We start from the raw sequence: 18,001 nt of genomic DNA on the forward strand, positions 1-18,001 counted from the left end.
CTGCGGGCTCGTGACTTGCGGGTTCGCGGCAGCCATTGATCGTCTTACTGACTACCAACGGTCTTGGAGATAGGCGCGCCGATTAGCTGGAAGACCTTTCTCTGGGTTTCGGTGGCGTTCGTGAGTAGCTGAAGGCTGCCGCCGCCGCTGATGCGGATCTCGTCGCGGGTCAGGGTGGCCAGGTGCGCGAGGAGGCCCTGGAAGCTGTAAAGAGGCGTTCCGTCGGGCTGTTCCTTGCGTGTGGATTTCCGGTTGGCGGCCTCGGAACGGAGAGCGGGCGCGACCGGGTCGGTGCGGCCTGGCGGCTCCTCGTCCGTGAAGGTGAGGGGGGCGAGCCGTTTCCTCAGGTGCCAGGTGATGTAGGCAGCGAGGGAGCAGATCAAGAGATGTGCGCGGACCCGGTTTTCCAGGTAGTGGTAGATCGGTCGCACCTGAAGGTCGGTCGTCTTGATCGTACGGAAGACTCGTTCGACCTGGGAGAGGTTCTTGTACGCGGTGACGATCTCGTCTCCGCGCATTCCGCTCGCGTGTTTCTCCTCGGCGCGGACGACGTAGATGCCGTCGAGCGCCGCCTCGGCGGCGATGCTCTCCTCCCGCCGGGCGATGGTGACATCGGCGTCCGTGATCGTGATCTCGAGGTGCTTCGCCATCTTCCGCCTGTGGACAATCTTCCCGATCTTCATGCCGATGTCCGCGGCGCCGACGATCCGGCCTTCCGTGACGGCGGCGACGACTGGGGCGAGCGCCTTTTCGGTGGCATCGAGCAGTTCGTCACGCTTGCGGGCACGCTCGGCTGCCAGGAAAGGGTTCCGGCAGGCGATCAGCCGCTCTCCGGGAAATTTCGGGTGGCGGATCTCGGCGAGGTTGGTCTCGTCGAACAGGGTCGGCTGCAGCGGGCCGTCCACGGCCGCGAGCTGGGCGATCTGGGGCGCGCGCAGGGCGGTGATCCATCCCAGGTCGTCGGACTCGCGGAGCGCCCTGATACGCGCCGACGTGATCATCCCTCGATCGCCGACCATGATCACACTCTTCAGGTGGAACGTTTTCTGGACGGCGTGCACGGCTTCGATGAACGCGGACGGGTCGCCGGTGTTACCGGGGAAGACGCGTATCGCGACAGGCCGGCCGTCGGCGTCCGTGAGGACTCCGTACTCGATCTGCTCGAGCCCGCGACGGCCGTCACGGGAATAGCCATGGGACGCCAGCGGGCAGCAGTGCCCTTCCATCCAGGACGACGACAGGTCGAAAAGAACCTGGCCGCCGTCGACGAGATGCCGGCCCACGAGTTGCCTTTCGATGTCGTCCTGCCGGTGTAGCAGCCAGTCCATGGCGGCATAGATCTCGTCGGTCGACGCCGTGTCTATCCCCAGGTCCGCGCCGAGCGTGTTGTCGGACCACCAGGATCTGGTGGCGAGCTTCGAACCGGGCTGGATAATCCGGGCGACAATCAGCGCTAGGGCGATATCCCGCTGTCGCCCAGCCGGCCCCAGCAGTGCCGGCAGGCCGAGCTGCCGGGCGACCGTCATGACCGCGGCGACATTGCCGTGCTGAAGAGACCGAGCGATCTCGACATCTTTCTCGACATCGACCAGCGTCCGGCCCGCGAGCGCTTTCCTGAGCACGTCGATGGCCGCCGGCGGAAGGTGCGAGACGTTCGCAATGGTCTCGTTCTTGACCTTTCCGTCTTCCCGGAAGGTACGCCGCACCAGATGCGACACGTACTCCCGCGGCTCGCCGGCCGCGTTCGTCTGCCGACTGACAATCCGGTCCACGTGCATAGCACCCGTTTGCCTCGCCACGAGTCGATGATCCCATCCAGCAAGATCCCGATCAAGCAACCTACTGACTACACTTCGGACAACACAGGCCAAAGTGCCAGGCTGTGCGCGTAGCGATCTTCGAGCACTCGCAAGTTCGGACTAACCCAGCAGGAGGAGCCGCGGCGGGTCGGCGAGCACGGCGGCGATCTCGCCGAGGTAGCGGGCGGCCGCCTCGCCGTCCAGGATCCGGTGGTCGAACGACACCGAGATCGTCATCACCTTGCGGACCTGGACCTGGCCTTCCCACACGGCCGGGGTCTCCCGGATGGCGCCGAGCACGACGAGTGCCGCCTCGCCCTCGCGGACCAGCCCGGCGGCGGAGTCGACCCCGAAGACGCCGACGTTGGACACGGTGATCGTGGCACCGAGCATCCTGGCCGGCGGGGTCCGCCCGGCGCGCGCCTCGGCGACGAGCTCGGCGAGCGCGCCCGCGAGCGCGGGCAGCGACAGGCTGCCCGCGTCCGGGATGATCGGTACGATCAGCCCGCGGTCGGCGGCCACGGCCACCCCGAGGTTGACGGCCGCGAACACCTCGATCTCACTGGACCCGTCGGCGGACGTCAGCCAGCGCGCGTTCGCCATTGGGTGCGCCGCGAGCGCCGCGACGACGGCGCGCGCGATGAACGCCAGCGCCGTCACCCGCGGCGCGGCCGCGGCACCGGGACGCGCGGCCGCCTCGTTCTCCGCCCGCCAGCGGGCGACCAGCGCCAGCATCGCGGTGACGTCGACGGTGCGGTGCACGGTCGCCTGCGGAACCGTGAAGGCGCTGCGTTCCATGGCGAGCGCCATCTGCCGGGCGACACCGCGTACCGGGATCCGCTCACCCGGCCGGGCCGAGGACAGCTCGGCCCCGCCGTCGCCCGCTCGCTGGGGCGGCGCCTCCCCGGCGTCCGGGCGGCTCTCCGGCGCGCCGAGCCGGGCGGCCGCGGTGACGTCGGCGCGGGCGATCGTCCCGGCGGGGCCGGTCGGCCGGACCGCGGCGAGGTCGACGCCGAGGTCGCGGGCCAGCTTGCGGACGGGCGGGGTGGCCAGCGCCCGCGCCCGCGCCGGGGCCGCCGATCCGTTCGCCGCCGGCGCGGTGCTCAGCGCCGGCGCGGGCTGGGCCCGCACCAGCGGCGCGAGGGCCGACAGCGCGGCGCTGGCAGTGGCAACGGGCCGGGGCAGCAGCTGGTCGGCGGCGGTCCCGGGTGCGGCAGCGGCGGCAGGCGGCTGGTGAAGCGGTCGGCGCGGGCGGCGGCGCGGCGGCTCGCCCCCGGCGGGCTCGACCGGCGCGTGGCCGACGACCGGGGCCGGTGGCGCATCGTCGGCCCCGGCCCCGGTCCCGGCCGGGGCCGGGGCCTCGGCCGTGGCCACAGTGAGCAGCGCCGAGCCGACGGGCACCAGGTCACCCTCGGCGCAGTGCAGGGCGTGGACCATGCCCTCGAACGGCGACGGGATCTCCACCGCGGCCTTGGCCGTCTCCACCTCGACGAGCGGCTGGTTGAGCTCCACGGTCTGCCCGGGCCGCACCAGCCAGTGCACGATCTCCGCCTCGGCGAGGCCCTCGCCGAGGTCTGGCAGGTGGAACTGGTCGTACATCTGGCCTCTTTCCACCGGTCGGGCGGTCGCGTGCGCCGGGCGCCTGGAGGCGCCCGGCGACAGACGCCCCACGCCCGCCTGGCATCTGTCTGTGGTGTGGCCCGAGCCCTGTGGGTCGGCCTCGGCTGGCGGTCAGTATCTGGGTCGCCTTGTCGGCGTTCGGCGGGCGGGCAGGGCTGTCTCGGACGTGGCCCCGGGGCGCCCTCCGCGCGGTCAGTACCTGAAGGCCCGGTCCACCGCGTCAAGCACCCGGTCGAGGTCGGGCAGGTACTCGTGCTCGAGGCGCGCCGGCGGGTAGGGGGCGTGGTACCCGCCAACCCGGCCGACCGGTGCTTCCAGGTGGTAGAAGCACTCCTCGGTCAGCCGCGCCGCGATCTCGGCTCCGAGCCCCGCCGTCACCACCGCCTCGTGCACGACGACCGCCCGGCCGGTGCGGCGCACCGAGCCGGTCAGCGTCGCCCAGTCCAGCGGGGCGAGCGAGCGCAGGTCGACGACCTCGACCGAGCGGCCGTCGGCCGCGGCGGCGCTCGCCGCGTCCAGGCAGGTGCGCACCGTCGGCCCGTAGGCGATAAGCGTGATGTCGGTGCCGGGCCGGGCCACCCGGGCGCGTTCCATCAACGGCGGCGGGTCCTCGGGGACGGTCAGCGGGCCGCGCTCCCAGTAGCGCCGCTTCGGCTCGAAGAAGATCACCGGGTCGTCACAGGCGATCGCCTGGCGCAGCAGCAGGTAGGCGTCGGCGGACGTCGACGGGGTCAGCAGCCGCAGCCCCGGGGTGTGCGCGAAGTACGCCTCCGGGGACTCGCTGTGGTGCTCGACGGCGTGGATCCCGCCGCCGTAGGGGATCCTGATCGTCACCGCCATCCGCAGGTGGCCGGCGGAGCGCTGGTGCAGCCGGGAGAGCTGGGTGACGATCTGGTCGAACGCGGGGTAGACGAAGCCGTCGAACTGGATCTCGCAGACGGGCCGGTAGCCGCGCATCGCGAGCCCGATCGCGGCGCCGACGATGCCGCTCTCCGAGAGCGGGCTGTCGATCACCCGCGCCTCGCCGAACTCCTCCTGCAGCCCTTCGGTCACCCGGAAGACGCCACCGAGCCGCCCGACGTCCTCCCCCAGCAGAACCACCTTCGGGTCGGCCGCCATCGCGTCCCGCAGCCCGGCGCCGAGCGCCCTGGCCAGTGGGACGGACACCGGCGCCGGCTCGGCGGCGGACCTGGCCTCGGGAACCAGGAGCGTGCCTGGTCGCGGAATACGCGTGGTGGTCATACCTGGAACGACTCCCGGTACTCGCGGAAGCTGGTGCGCTGGGCGCGGGCCTCCTCCGTCTCGGTCACCAGCACCTCGTCGAAGAACGCGTCCGGCGGCGGGTCCGGCAGCGCGAGCGTCTCGGTCCGCAGCCGGGCGGCCGCCGCCTCGGCCTCGGCCCGCTGTTCGCCGAACCAGGCGGCGTCGCAGACGGGGGCCAGCGCCCGTTCGACCCGGTCGATCGGGTCGAGCGCCCGCCAGTGGTCGACCTCGCCGGCCGGCTGGTAGCGAGTCGGGTCGTCGGAGGTGGTGTGCGGTCCCATCCGGTAGGTGTAGGCCTCGATCAGTGTGGGACCCTCGCCCACGCGGGCCCGCGCAAGCGCCGACGACGTGACCGAATGCACGGCGACGACGTCGTTGCCGTCGACCCGCACGCCCGGGAACCCGAACCCGGCGGCCCGGGCAGCCAGCGGCACCCGCGACTGGCGCGCCGCCGGGGTGGAGATCGCCCACTGGTTGTTCTGGCAGAAGAAGACCACCGGGGCGTTGAAGCTCGCGGCCCAGACGAACGCCTCGTTGGCGTCGCCCTGGCTCATCGCGCCGTCGCCGAGGTACACGAGCACCGCCGCCGGCTCCTGCCCGCCCGGCACGCCGGCCTGGGCGTCGAGCCGGGGGCCAAGCTGGGCGTCGAGCTGGAGGCCGAGGGCGTAGCCGACGGCGTGCAGCGTCTGCGAGGCGAGCACGAGGGCGTAGTTGGCCAGGTTGTGGGCGGCCGGGTCCCAGCCGCCGTGGGTGATCCCGCGCAGCAGCCGCAGCACCTCGACCGCGGGCAGGCCCCGGTCCCAGGCGACGGCGTGCTCCCGGTAGCTCGGGAAGATGAAGTCCGCGGGCGAGGCCGCGCGCACGGAGCCGATCTGGGCCGCCTCCTGGCCGCGCAGCGGGATCCACAGCACGAGCTCGCCCTGGCGCTGCAGCGCGGTCGCCGCCTCGTCGAGGTGCCGCGCCCGCAGCATCGCCCCGTAGCAGCCTTTCAGCCCCTCGACGCCGAGCAGCGCGAGGAAATCCACATGCTCACATGCTGACCCGTCGGGATTCAGCAGCCGTACGCCGTAGTCGTCGGACGAATCACCCGAACTCACGTAGCGCACTCCCTTTCCGAGCTGACCGTGACCACAGCAATTACAGTCTCACCATATTTCGGCCACTTTCAGTAATCGAATACCGATATAGTTGTACGCCCGATAACTACAGTAGGAGTCCGTCTGAATACGGTACGTTATTGCCAGGGGGCGGCAGCCGGTGGGAGGCTTGCGGCGCCCGTGTGGTCCGCGGCCGGCCCGCTGTGTGGCGCCCCGGCCCGCCGCCCGCGCTCACCGTCCGTCGCCGGGCAGCCGTTCCCGCCACTGGCCGCCGGCCACCGACCGCTCGCGGTAGCCGGGTCGGGGAGGACGGGTCCGAGCGGGTGTCGACGGGCGTGTGGGGAGGCACCGGGGATCGCCGCGCGGGATGGGAAGGAAGCGACACGCGAAAGAGGGGCGGCGCCCCGACAGGGAGCGCCGCCCCAGCCCATCAGGACCGCCGGAGCATCAGCTGATCCGCACGGCCACGGCAGGAGCCGGCCGGTTGGCCGGACAGCGGGCGACTACCAGCCCCAGCCGTCCTTGCGGTCATTGCCCCAACCGTCCTTGCGGTCCTTGCCCCAACCGTCCTTGCGGTCCTTGCCCCAACCGTCCTTGCGGTCATTGCCCCAACCGTCCTTGCCCCTGTCCCAGCCGCCGTCCTTCTTGTCGCCCCAGCCCCAGTCGCAGGCCTGCGCGGCAGCGACTCCCGGACCGAAACCAAGAACCACAGCGACAGCCCCGGTCACGGCAATGGTGGCCGCGCGTCGACCAATCGACTTCTTCATCTGACCGTTCCCCCAAATCACCTGGCGGCCTCCAGCCACGCGGGATGTCTCTCGCGCGATCTTCGGCCAGCCGCGGAATGCGACGTCGGAATGACTGCGTGACGCAGCGTAGCTAGATTTCGTCGAGCCGAAAAAAGGATCAGGGAGCGTCCCGTCGTTTCGCCACGTACGCCTTTTAGCCGGATTTGCGGCCGGTTCCGCCCACACCGGGGCGAGCGGCGCGAGAGCTGGGGAAGATATCCACCATCCCACCTCATCCGCCGAAGAAAATGAGCCGACAAAAAACGGTGGAGGCAGCCGGGAAGCCGTCATGGAATCGGCTGGCGCTGGTGCTTGACAGCTTTCTCGGGAACAAGTGCCCGGCCCTCATGGCCGTCCGCCATGCCGGCCGGCGCCATCAGACAGGTCGTTGCCGCCCGGACTTCGGGTCATCAAGTACCCCGGCCGCGGTCACAGTCACGCGCCACGCTCGTGGAAACCGGGGGCGGCCGGGCGGCGGGCGAATGGGATCGCGGTGACCGGCCGCCCGCGGAAACCAGCCGAACCGGTCAGCCGGGATACGCCGGCACGGCGGTCAGCCGCGACCGGTGGCGTCGACGATCGGGGTGGCGACCCGGCCGACCCGCTCGATCTCGACCTCCACCCAGTCGCCGGGCACCAGGTAGCGGGCCGGCCTGCGGATGTAGCCGACGCCGGCGGGGGTGCCGGTGACCAGCAGGTCGCCGGGATGCAGGGTCATCGTCTGGCTGATGAAGGACAGCACCTGGCCGACGCTGAAGATCATGTCGCTGGTGTCGCCGTCCTGGACGACCTCCTCGACCGGGGAGCCGTCGTCCGCGCGGCTGCGCACCCGCGTGACGACGCGTAGCCCGTCGGCCGGGTCGCCGACCTCGTCGGCGGTGACGACCGGGCCGAGGGGCCCGCTGTGGTCGGAGTTCTTGCCCAGGGTCCACTGCGGCGAGCGCCCCTGGGCCCGGCGGGCGGACAGGTCGTTGAACGCGGCGTAGCCGAGCACGCCAGCGAGCGCCGTCGCCTCGTCGGCGTCGGCGAGCGTCGCGCCGACGACGACGCCCAGCTCCCCCTCCCAGTCCAGCCCGCGCTCCCCCGCCGGCACCGGCGCCGGCGTCCCGTCGACGGTGAGCGACACCGTCCACCGGCCGAAGATGGCGGGGTACTTCGGCAGCGGGAGGCCGGTCTCGGCCGCGTGCGCCCGGTAGTTCAGCCCGACGCACAGCACCCGCGCCGCCGGTGGGATCGGCGGGACCAGCGTCAGCTCGGGGACGGGCCGTGCCGCGGTCCCCGGCAGCGCCAGCGCCTCGGCGGCCCGGTCACGCCAGCGGGACAGATCGGCGTAGAACTCCTCGACCGGCGCGAGCCCGATCACCGCCGGCACGGCCGCCGCGGGCGTCGCCGCCCCTGGCGCGCCGCCGCCAGGTTGGGTCAGGACGCCGACGACCGCCCTGCCCCCCTCCCGGAACCCCACGAACCGCATCGCGACCCCTTCGACATCACCTGCGCGCGTGGCACGACGTGACGGTGCCACAGCCGCCCGTGCACCCGTACGAACCCCGGCCGACGGAATCCCATGCGCTTGGCTGTCAAGCATCGATCTTCGGTGGACCGTGCTGGTGAGCCGTCCACGCAACCCGGCCGCCGCTGGTGACGGCGCATCAGCGCTGCGCCAAACCCGCCACGTCCTCGGCCCCGCACCAGGTCAGCCACCGCCATATGCCTCTACTCGGGACCACGTGGGGAGGGCGCCCCGCGCCCGACCAGGCGGTGCACGGTGGCGGGCGCGAAGCGTCCGCCACGTGACCGCCGTAGCCACCACAGGCCGAGCGCAGGCAGCACGACCGGCAGAAAGAAGTAACCCTGGCCGTAGACCGACCAGACCGCCTCGTCTGGGAACAGGTCGCGGTCGACGACGCTCAGTGTGCCGACGGTCAGCACCCCGACGAGCTCGGCGGCGCAGGCGGCGGTCGCCAGCCGCCGGCCAGCGGCCGAGGAACGGGTGAGCCCGATCGTCGCCAGGATGTACACGACGCCCGCGAGCGCGGACAGCAGGTAGGCGACCGGTGCCTCGTGGAACTTCGTGATGATCTGCACGAGCGCCCGTGACGTCGCCGCGACCGCGAACACCGCGTACACGGCGACCAGCAGCCGGCCCGGCCCGCTCGCCGTCCGCCGCGTCCCCGGGGTGCCCTCCGGGGGCGTACCGCCCGCCGTGGCCGCCTCCGCCGCCGTCTCGGTGGTCATCCTGTCCTCCCGCCATACCTGTCTGACCCACCCGGGTCTCCGGCCGAAGGACGCCCGGCACCGGCGAAGCCTCCCGCGCCCCAGGGCCTGGTCCGGGCGCCCGTCGGTCCCCGTCAGGACCAGGTCTGCTGCAGGCGCTGCAGCATGACCGCGACCACCAGCGCCGCGACCCCGAGCACCGCCGTCCCGGACCGGGAGCGCTCCCCCACGGCCCACCATGCCCCGAGGGGCAGCGCCACGACGGACGCGATCAAGTAGAGCACGAACGTCAGCGGCTCGTCCGCGCGTTCGCCCCGGGCGACCAGCACGATCGCGCCGATCACCTGCGCGAGGATCAGCGCCTCGACGGCCCCGGCCCCGGCGATCACCGCACGCCCGATCTGGCGGCTCTGCCAGGCGAGGAAGAACACCCAGGCCGCGAGCAGCAGCGCCGTGACCGCCACCGCCACCGCAATGACCCTGACCATCCGCCCGCCCACCTCTACTACATGCCGTAGAACGCGATCCTATCCGACCCCCCGCGACCCGGCGCACGCCCTCGGCCGCGCAGGTCGCGGAGGCTCGCCAGCGGTACCCGCCCGGCGGCCAGCGCGGCGGACGGGACCGGCGGGCCGGCGGGAGCCGGGCGGCTCAGTGGTCGACGGAGACGGGGTTTGCCGGGATTTGCCGGGATCCGACGGACGGGACGGCCTCGGCACCGGCTTCGGCTGTCGGGCCCGAGCCGTGCGGGGGGCGGAAGAAGAACCAGACGATCTCCATGAGGACGGCCGTCGCCGCGGAGATGCCGAGGGCAATGAGCGGGCCGGTGGTCCCGACCAGGGAGAGCTGGAAGAAGTCCTGCAGATAGGGGACGACCAGCACCACGCCGAACAGCACGCCCATGGCGGCGACCAGCAGGACCCGCCACCAGGTGTAGGGCCGGGCGATCATGGCGAGCGCCCAGATCGAGACCAGGAACAGCGTGAACGTCGACAGGGAGGTCTCGGCCCGCAGGTCGTGGTCATAGAAGACCTCGCGCGCCAGGAAGTACGTCGCGACCGTCGCCAGGCCCGACAGCACGCCGACGGGGATGGCGAAGCGCAGCACCCGGGAGACGAAGCCCGGCCGGGCCCGCTCGTGGTTCGGCGCAAGCGCCAGGAAGAACGAAGGGATGCCGATCGTCAGCGAGCTGATCAGCGTCAGGTGCCGAGGCAGGAACGGGTACGGAACCTGGGCCGCGACGACGACGATCGCGAGCAGCACCGAGTAGACCGTCTTGTCCAGGAAGATGTTCGCGACCCGCTCGATGTTGCCGATGACGCGGCGGCCTTCGGCGACGACGGACGGAAGCGCCGCGAAGCTGTTGTCGAGCAGAACGATCTGGGCTACGGCGCGGGTCGCGGGGCTGCCGGAGCCCATCGCGACGCCGATGTCCGCGTCCTTGAGGGCGAGGACGTCGTTGACGCCGTCGCCGGTCATCGCGACCGTGTGGCCTCGGGCCTGCAACGCGCCGACCATCTCGCGTTTCTGGTGCGGGGTGACCCGGCCGAAGATGGTGTGCGTCTCGAGCTCGGAGCCGAGCTCTGCCCGGTCCTCAGGCAGAGTGCGGGCGTCGACGGGGTCCTCCGCGCCGGGCAGGCCGAGCTCGCGGGCCACCGCGCCGACCGACAGCGCGTTGTCCCCGGAGATGACCTTGGTGGCGACGTTCTGCTCCGCGAAGTAACGCAGCGTGTCCGGCGCGTCGGCGCGCAGCCGCTGGGCGATGACGACCAGCGCCGCTGGCTCCACCGCGCCGGCGAGACCGCCGGCGCCGCCCGCGAGCGCGTCCACGAGCGAACGGTCGGAGCGGGCGAGCAGCAGTACCCGCAGGCCGCGCTCGCCGAACGCGTCGGCGTCCGCCAGCGCCGGGTGGCCGGGCCCGAGCAGCACGTCGGGCGCGCCGAGCAGCCAGGTCGACTCCGTGCCGTCCGGCTCGACGAAGCTCGCCCCGGACCACTTGCGGGCCGACGAGAACGGCGCGGCGTCCACCGGCCGCCAGCCTTCGGGTGCCGGGTAGGCGTCGATGATGGCCTGCAGGCTCGCGTTCGGCCGCCGGTCGGCCGCGCCGAGCGCGCCAAGCACCGCGGGCACCCGCCGGCCCGCGCCGGCCTCGCCATCGCCGTCCCCGGATGTGCCCGCGGCGAACGCCCCCAGGCGGCGGACCTCGAGGACGTCCATCGCCGGCTCGGTCAGGGTGCCGGTCTTGTCCAGGCAGACGACGCTGACCCGGGCGAGCCCCTCGATCGCGGGCAGCTCCTGCACCAGGCAGTTGCGCGTCCCGAGCCGCACGACACCGGCCGCGAACGCCAGCGACGTCAGCAGCACCAGCCCTTCCGGCACCATACTGACCAGGCCCGCCACCATCCGCCGGATCGCCTCGGCCAGGTCGTTGTCGTCGATCGTGAGCTGGCTGATGACCAGCGCGATCCCGGCCGGGATGATCAGGTAGGTGACGATCCGCAGGATCCTGTCGATGCCGTTGCGCAGCTCGGAGTTCACCAGCGTGAACCGGCTGGCCTCGGCGGCGAGCTGCGCGGCGTAGGCCTCGGCACCGACCTTCGCCGCGACGAACGCGCCGGAGCCGGCGACCACGAAGCTTCCGGACATCACCGGGTCGCCGGGGCGCTTGTGGACCGGGTCGGCCTCGCCGGTGAGCAGCGACTCGTCGACCTCCAGGCCGTCGGCCTCGGCCACCGTGCCGTCGACGACGACCTTGTCGCCAGGCCCGACCTCGATCACGTCGCCGAGGACGATCTCGCCGGGAGGAAGCTCTCGGGCCTGGCCGTCGCGGCGGACCACGGGGCGGGCCTCGCCGATGACGGCGAGCCGGTCGAGGGTCCGTTTGGCGCGCAGCTCCTGGATGATGCCGATCACCGAGTTCGCGAGGATCACCCCGGCGAACAGGCCGTCCTGGATCGGCCCGACGACGCAGATCAGCGCGAACAGCACGCCGATGATCAGATTGATCCGGGTGAACACGTTCGCGGCGAGGATCTCGCGGACGGTTCGGCTCGTCCTGGTCGGCACGTCGTTGACCTGGCCGGCGGCGACCCGGCTCGCGACCTCCGCGGCGGTCAGCCCGCCCGAGGAGAACACGAGGACGCCGCTCGTCGATCCGTCGTCGGCCCCGACGCCGTCGGGCTCGCCCTCCGCGCCGAGCGGGGCCGGCGCGGCCAATGCGGCCGGCGCGACCGAGACGTCCCCCGCGCCGTCAGGGCCATCGGGGCCGTCGGTCACGGGGGGAACCACCGTCCTGCCGTTGCCGGCGGCCGTGGCGGATGCGCCGCCGCCGTCCGCGGCGGTACCGGCCGGGGTGCGCGCGGGGGCGTCGGCGTCGGCATCGGCATCGGCCGGGCCGGGCGTAGCCGGGTCGGCGCCGACCCGCTGCTCCATGCTTCGCTTCCCCCTCGCTCAGTCGGACGCATGGCCGCGGCGCGGCGGAGCGACCGGCACTCTGCGCGTACATCGCCAACCGTATGCGAGGAGTTCGACCAGCCGGTGACGCAACCCTGGCCCGCCGGCGTCTCCGCGCGGCGGGCGCCCACGGCACGCCCGCCGGGCGCGCAATGGAAGACGAGGGGCAGGCGCGCCGCACGGGGCGCGGGCGGTACCGGCGCCCTGCTATGAGGTAGGTCTCACGCGGGCGGTTCCACGCACGGGGATCCACGACGCGGCCTGCCGCTGGACGTGCGCATGATCCTCGGCCATGGCGCCCAGCCGGGCGCCCAGGGCTCGGCCGTCACGTGGCCGGCGGGCGCCGGGGCCTCGCCCTGCATCGGCACCGCCGCGCACGAGACCAGATCGGCATGAGACCAGGCGGACCCGGCCGCCGGCGGCCTGATGTCAGCGCCACAAGCCGCCGGCCGGGTGCGGCTGTGCGTCGTGCCTGCACCATAGGACCATGGCAACCGAAGGGCTGGCCGTGAGCGCGGCCCCACTGGCCTACCGAGTCAAACCGTTCGCGCGCACCGCGGTTCTCGGCCCGCGGCCGCCGGGCCTGCCGGTGGTCAGGGACGCGGCGGCCGGAGTGGCGGCGCTCCGGGACGCCATCTCAGCCGCCCGCGGTGCAGGTGACGCCCGCGGTGCCAGCGACGGAGGTGGCCGCGGCCTCGCCGTGCTGACGGGCGCCGGCATGTCGACCGAGTCCGGGATCCCGGACTATCGCGGCCCGAGCGGCGCGCTGCGGCGCAACCACACCCCGATGACCTACCAGCAGTTCACCGGTGACCCGGCGGCCCGGCGGCGGTACTGGGCCCGCGGCCACGCCGGCTGGCGGCACATCGTCGAGGCGCGCCCCAACTCCGGGCACACCGCGGTCGCGGTGCTCGAAGAGGCTGGCCTGCTCGCAGGCCTCGTCACCCAGAACGTCGACGGTCTGCACCAGGCCGGCGGCGCACGCTCGGTCATCGAGCTGCACGGCAGCCTCGCCCGGGTGCTCTGCTCCGACTGCGGTGACGTCAGCCCGCGCGCCGAGCTCGAGGCGCGTCTCGCCGCCGCCAACCCCGACTTCCGCCCCAAGGCCGTCGACGCCGGCGTGTCCGGCGCCGAGGAGCCCGGCCCGGCCGACGGGCAGGACAGCCGGAGCGGCCCGTCCGCGGAGGGCGCGGAGGGCGCCGGCACGCCCGGTGCGGCGCTCACGCCGGCCGGGCGGGTCAACCCGGACGGCGACGCCGCGCTCGCCGAGGCCGAGATCGCCAGGTTTGTCATGGTCGGCTGCCGGCGGTGCGGCGCCGGCAGACTGGAGCCCGATGTCGTCTTCTTCGGCGCGACGGTCCCGCGCGACCGGGTGACGGCCGCGATGGATGTTGTCGAGCGCTCCCGGCTCCTGCTGGTACTCGGATCATCGCTGACCGTGATGTCTGGCTATCGTTTCGTGCTGCGCGCCGGCCAGCTGGGCATTCCGGTCGCCATCGTCAACCAGGGCCCCACCCGCGCCGACACCCGCGCCGCTCTCCTCGTCGACGCCCCCCTCAGTGACATCCTCCCGCCCCTGGCCGCCGAGCTTGCCGCCTCCTCCTGAGGGCCGTCGCCCGCGGGCCGCGACCGGCCGCCCCCGGCCGGCCCTGGGCCCCGTCGGAGAGCCGGCGGACACTGCGAGGATGAGGATGTGCGGACGAACGGAGCGGCGGGGTGGGCTGACGTGCGGTTCCGGGCGGCGACGCTAGCTGACGTGCCGGAGCTGCTGGCGCTTATCACGTCGGCCTACCGGGGGGAGCCGAGCCGGGCGGGGTGGACGACCGAGGCGGACCTGCTCGGCGGCCAGCGCACGGACGCCCAGGCGATCATCGAGATCGTGGCCGGCACCGACGGGATGATCCTGGTGGCGGAGGAGGCAGCAGGCAGGGTCCCGGATGACACCGAGGGCGTCCATGGCGTCGCGGACGGCGAGGGTGGCGAAGGCGGCACTCGCGCCGGGGCGGTGTCCGGCCGGCGGATCATCGCCTGCTGCCAGCTGGAACGGCATGGCGCGACCGGCTACTTCGGCATGTTCGCGGTACGCCCGACCAGGCAGGCCGGGGGGCTCGGCTCGGCGGTGCTCGCCGAGGCGGAGCGGCGCGCCCGCGAGGTCTGGGGCGCCGACCGGATGGAGATGTACGTGATCTCCCAGCGCGCCGAGCTGATCGCCTGGTACGTCCGCCGCGGCTACCAGCCGACCGGCGACACGAAGCCGTTCCCATACGGCGACGAGCGCTTCGGCCTCCCCCGCCGCGACGACCTCGCCTTCACCGTCCTGCGCAAACCACTCACCGCCGCCCAGGAGGTCACCACTCCGGGAGAGCCCACCGGCTGAGCCCGCCACCGGTTGAGCCCGCGCGGGGCGGCCGCCGGGTGCCAGTCGCGACCGGCACGTTATCGGCGGCCAGGCCGGGCATCACCCGGTAGGGGTGACGGGAGTGGCCGAGTTCGCGTTCAACTGTTTGGACATCGCGCCGATGCCCTGTGGGGCGAGCCCGACCCTGGTGGCCAGGCTGCGGATCGCCGAGACGACCGGGGCCTCGATCCAGGCGATCGCGCTGCGCTGCCAGGTCCGGGTCGAGCCGTCGGGGCGTGGCTACCGCGACGACGAGCGGGAGCAGCTGTGGGCCGTCTTCGGTGGGCTGCCGCGATGGTCGCACTCGATGCGCTCGTTCCCGGTCGCAACGGTGTCGGCCATGGTCGGCTCGTTCGTCGGCAGTGTCGGGGCCGAGCTGCACATACCGGTGAGCTATGACCTGGAGGTCGCCGCCGGGAAGTACTTCCACACGCTGCGGGACGGGGTGATCCCGCTGTCGCTGCTGTTCAGCGGCACCGTGTTCCGCTCGACGCTGGCGGGGCCGAGGGTCGAGCCCGTGCCCTGGCACCTCGAGGCGCACTACCGGCTGCCGGTGGCGGTCTGGCGGCAGCTGATGGACGCCTACTTCCCCGGCGAGGCCTGGATGCGGCTGCGTCGTGGCACCGTCGACGCCGTCGCCCGCTACAAGATGACGAACGCCCTCCCCACCTGGGACGACGCGATCCTCGCCCTGCTCGCCGCCGCCGGTGCCACGACGGGGCCGAGCCCCGCCGAACAGGTGATCGCCGATTCACCGGGCCCGACGGCCGGCACCGCCCGCGCGAGCGACCGACCGGGCCGCGCGGCCGACGGCGCGGCGGCGACGTCGGCCGCCCAGGACCCAGACGTGGCGACGGACCGACGGAGGGTGGGGTCATGAACGCGCGGACCGGCGTCGAGACGGCCCGCGCGGTGGCCGACGCCGTGCTCTACCGGGGCCACCAGCTCTACCCGTACCTCTCGGGTGTGACGGCGCACCAGGCGTGCGGCCCCTTCGGCGCCCTGGTCCCGCCCGCATTCGCCGCCGGCGCCGGTGAGCACTCCTCCTGCCACGCGGAGTGCCTGCTGGAGCACGAGCCCGGTGGCGGTGCCGGCCTGGTCACGGATCCGGGCCATCAGGCCGACCTGGGTGTCCTGCGGGTACGGGTACGGTTCCTGCGGCTGGTCGACCGGTCGGAGTGGGTGGGCCGACACGGTGCCCTCTCCCCGGTGGGCACCGTCCGCGCCCCGCACGGCGGGCCATGCGCCTCGCAGGAGGCGGTGGCGTGCGAGGAGGACGCGCTCATCCCGCTGGCCGACCTGCTGGTCGGGTCCGGGGACCCGGACCCCGACCCGGCGCTGTGGACGATCCCGGTGGTGGCGCCGGCGGGCCGGGAGGTCCAGCCCGTCACGGCCCCATCAGAGGCGCCGGCGCCCGGTGGGCCGTGGCGCGCCGGCGCCCCGGCTGCCGCGTCCGCGCCGCTCTCAGCCCGCGAGGCGCCCGGCGCGCCGAGACGGGTGGTCCGCGCCTGGCACCGGCTCGACGCCGAGCTGCGCCTGTCCGCCCGGTGGCTGCCAGGCCCGTTCCGGGCGGCCCGCCTGTCCGCCGAGCTCCGGAACACCTCGCGGTGGTCACCGGGCACGGCGGCGGACGGCCTCGCGGCGCCCGGCGTGACCGACCGCGCCGCCGCGCGGGACGAGGCGCTGCGCCAGTCGCTGATCGCCGCGCACCTGGTGTTCTGCGCGCCGGGCTGGCGGTTCCTCTCGTTGACCGACCCGCCCTGGTGGGCCGTGACCTACGCGGCGTGCTGCCACAACGAACGCGCCTGGCCGGTCCTGGTCGGCGACGGCCCCGGCCACGACGACACGGTCCTGGCGGCGCCGGTCGTCCTCCCCGATCACCCGCGCCCCGATCCCATCGCGCCCGCCTTCGGCACCACCAGGCTCAGCGGGCCGCTGGCCGCGCACCCGCACGGCCCGCCGCCGCCGGTGTGATGCCGGACAGTCCTCGCGGCCGGGCCGGCGCACCGCCCTGATCAACGGTCACCATGTTTCCCGTTAGCGTCGACGATCTTGATCGTCTCCGCCGCGATCTTCCGCAACCGCTCCCGCACGCGCCGCCCCTGTCGGTCCGGTCCGTCAAGCCGGCTCGCCCGCCCGGCCGGTGCCGTTGCCCGGCCGCCAGCCCGGTGGCCGTTGCCCGGGCTGGCGCGAGGAGATCCGGACGCCAGGAAAGTCTAGTGCCGCTTCGGCCGAGGCTGGCCCAGCGGCATCGCCGGCCGTGATCTTGATCAGCGGTTCTGTACTTGGATCCGAACGGGCGAGGTCTCGGTGTCCTGACCCGGATACCGTCCTGGCGATCTTCCATGCCGAGGGCGGCGAACACCGCCGGGGGCGGCACCAGGTCGCCGTCGCAGGCCAGGGGCCCACGGGAATGACCGGCCGGGGCCGACGCTTTATAGTTGCACAAGCAACTATCTGGGCCGGCCGGACCGGGGAACAGGCCGGGAGACCGGGCCGAGAGAGGACAGGCCACCATGGCCGCTGTGACCGCGACCCGCGAGGCGAGTGTCGACATCCGGCGCGCACAGGACCGGTACGCGACCAAGATGTCGTGGCTCGACTCGAAGCACTCCTTCTCCTTCGGCCACAACTACGCGCCGGACAACACCCACCACGGCCTGCTGCTGGTGAACAACGACGATGTCGTCGACCCGGGCACCGGCTTCGAGACCCATCCCCACCGGGACATGGAGATCGTCACCTGGGTGATGGACGGCGCCCTCGTCCACCAGGACTCGACGGGACACTCGGGCGTCATCTACCCGGGCCTGGCCCAGCGGATGAGCGCCGGCGCCGGGATCCTGCATTCGGAGAAGAACGACTCCTGGCGCCTGACCGGCGGGGGCGAGCACACCAACCCGGTGCACTTCGTCCAGATGTGGGTGGTCCCGGACACCGCGGGGATCGAGCCGGGCTACGAGCAGCTGGAGATCGACGGTGAGCTGCTAGCCGGCGGGCTGGTGCCGGTGGCCTCCGGCATGGAGCGGGACAAGGACGCCGCCGCCATCCGGATCAGCAACCGGTACGCCGCGCTGCACGCCGCACGCCTGGAGCCCGGCCGGTCGGTGACCCTGCCCGACGCGCCGTTCCTGCACCTGTTCGTGCCCCGCGGCGCGGTGACGCTGGAGGGCGAGGGCGCGCTGGCCACCGGCGACGCGGCCCGCTTCACCGCCACCGGCGGCCACGCGGTCACCGCCACCGAGCCCAGCGAGATCCTCGTCTGGGAGATGCACGCCACCGTCCAGGCATGAGCCGTCAGCCCCGGCCACGCGATGCGGCTGGCACGTCGCGTGGCCGTGAATCCACCTAGCCAGGGCCAGAACCGGT

14 protein-coding genes are annotated in these 18,001 nt (G+C 73.1%); 5 read left to right on the top strand and 9 right to left on the bottom strand.

The genetic code is table 11. The features are described from left to right. Positions 1-44: 44 nt before the first annotated feature. From QOZ89_RS11495 to QOZ89_RS11535, 9 genes are all read right to left on the bottom strand, one after another. Positions 45-1,772 (bottom strand): IS1634 family transposase, encoded by a 1,728-nt coding sequence (locus tag QOZ89_RS11495; protein ID WP_312623741.1) that lies wholly within the window; start codon positions 1,770-1,772, stop codon positions 45-47. A gap of 147 nt (positions 1,773-1,919) precedes the next feature. Further along, positions 1,920-3,398: a dihydrolipoamide acetyltransferase family protein gene (locus QOZ89_RS11500; RefSeq protein ID WP_071048941.1), complete on the bottom strand. Its 1,479-nt coding sequence runs from the start codon at positions 3,396-3,398 to the stop codon at positions 1,920-1,922. Between the two features lie 213 nt (positions 3,399-3,611). After that, on the bottom strand, positions 3,612-4,661 hold the full coding sequence (locus QOZ89_RS11505; protein WP_312623742.1) for an alpha-ketoacid dehydrogenase subunit beta: 1,050 nt from the start codon (positions 4,659-4,661) through the stop codon (positions 3,612-3,614). Then, complete coding sequence (locus QOZ89_RS11510; protein ID WP_312623743.1) at positions 4,658-5,779, bottom strand: thiamine pyrophosphate-dependent enzyme; 1,122 nt, start codon at positions 5,777-5,779, stop codon at positions 4,658-4,660. The genes QOZ89_RS11505 and QOZ89_RS11510 overlap by 4 nt, the downstream gene beginning before the upstream one ends. 503 nt (positions 5,780-6,282) lie before the next feature. After that, positions 6,283-6,546 carry a hypothetical protein gene (locus tag QOZ89_RS11515; protein ID WP_071048942.1) on the bottom strand — a complete coding sequence of 88 codons (264 nt, stop codon included), beginning with the start codon at positions 6,544-6,546 and terminating at the stop codon, positions 6,283-6,285. 574 nt (positions 6,547-7,120) lie between these two features. Further along, positions 7,121-8,038 carry a fumarylacetoacetate hydrolase family protein gene (locus tag QOZ89_RS11520; RefSeq protein WP_312623744.1) on the bottom strand — a complete coding sequence of 306 codons (918 nt, stop codon included), beginning with the start codon at positions 8,036-8,038 and terminating at the stop codon, positions 7,121-7,123. Between the two features lie 242 nt (positions 8,039-8,280). Continuing rightward, positions 8,281-8,802 (bottom strand): hypothetical protein, encoded by a 522-nt coding sequence (locus QOZ89_RS11525; RefSeq protein WP_071048944.1) that lies wholly within the window; start codon positions 8,800-8,802, stop codon positions 8,281-8,283. 113 nt (positions 8,803-8,915) lie between these two features. Further along, a complete protein-coding gene (locus tag QOZ89_RS11530; protein WP_071048945.1) occupies positions 8,916-9,269 on the bottom strand; it encodes a hypothetical protein in 354 nt (117 codons plus the stop codon). 163 nt (positions 9,270-9,432) lie between these two features. Continuing rightward, positions 9,433-12,213, bottom strand: a complete 2,781-nt coding sequence (locus tag QOZ89_RS11535) for an HAD-IC family P-type ATPase (RefSeq protein WP_241841733.1) — start codon at positions 12,211-12,213, stop codon at positions 9,433-9,435. A gap of 508 nt (positions 12,214-12,721) precedes the next feature. Between QOZ89_RS11535 and QOZ89_RS11540 the strand changes: the two genes are divergently transcribed. From QOZ89_RS11540 to QOZ89_RS11560, 5 genes are all read left to right on the top strand, one after another. Then, positions 12,722-13,840 (top strand): Sir2 family NAD-dependent protein deacetylase, encoded by a 1,119-nt coding sequence (locus QOZ89_RS11540; protein ID WP_083418652.1) that lies wholly within the window; start codon positions 12,722-12,724, stop codon positions 13,838-13,840. A gap of 87 nt (positions 13,841-13,927) precedes the next feature. Further along, positions 13,928-14,611, top strand: a complete 684-nt coding sequence (locus tag QOZ89_RS11545) for a GNAT family N-acetyltransferase (protein ID WP_071048946.1) — start codon at positions 13,928-13,930, stop codon at positions 14,609-14,611. A 103-nt stretch (positions 14,612-14,714) separates the two neighbouring features. Continuing rightward, positions 14,715-15,512 (top strand): DUF6084 family protein, encoded by a 798-nt coding sequence (locus QOZ89_RS11550; RefSeq protein ID WP_083418653.1) that lies wholly within the window; start codon positions 14,715-14,717, stop codon positions 15,510-15,512. Beyond that, positions 15,509-16,606, top strand: a complete 1,098-nt coding sequence (locus QOZ89_RS11555; RefSeq protein WP_071048947.1) for a hypothetical protein — start codon at positions 15,509-15,511, stop codon at positions 16,604-16,606. Before QOZ89_RS11550 ends, QOZ89_RS11555 begins: the two co-directional genes overlap by 4 nt. A gap of 542 nt (positions 16,607-17,148) precedes the next feature. Further along, positions 17,149-17,925 carry a pirin family protein gene (locus QOZ89_RS11560; RefSeq protein ID WP_071048948.1) on the top strand — a complete coding sequence of 259 codons (777 nt, stop codon included), beginning with the start codon at positions 17,149-17,151 and terminating at the stop codon, positions 17,923-17,925. Positions 17,926-18,001 lie beyond the last annotated feature (76 nt).

The organism is Pseudofrankia coriaricola, from assembly GCF_032027725.1.
GTDB lineage: Bacteria > Actinomycetota > Actinomycetes > Frankiales > Frankiaceae > Pseudofrankia.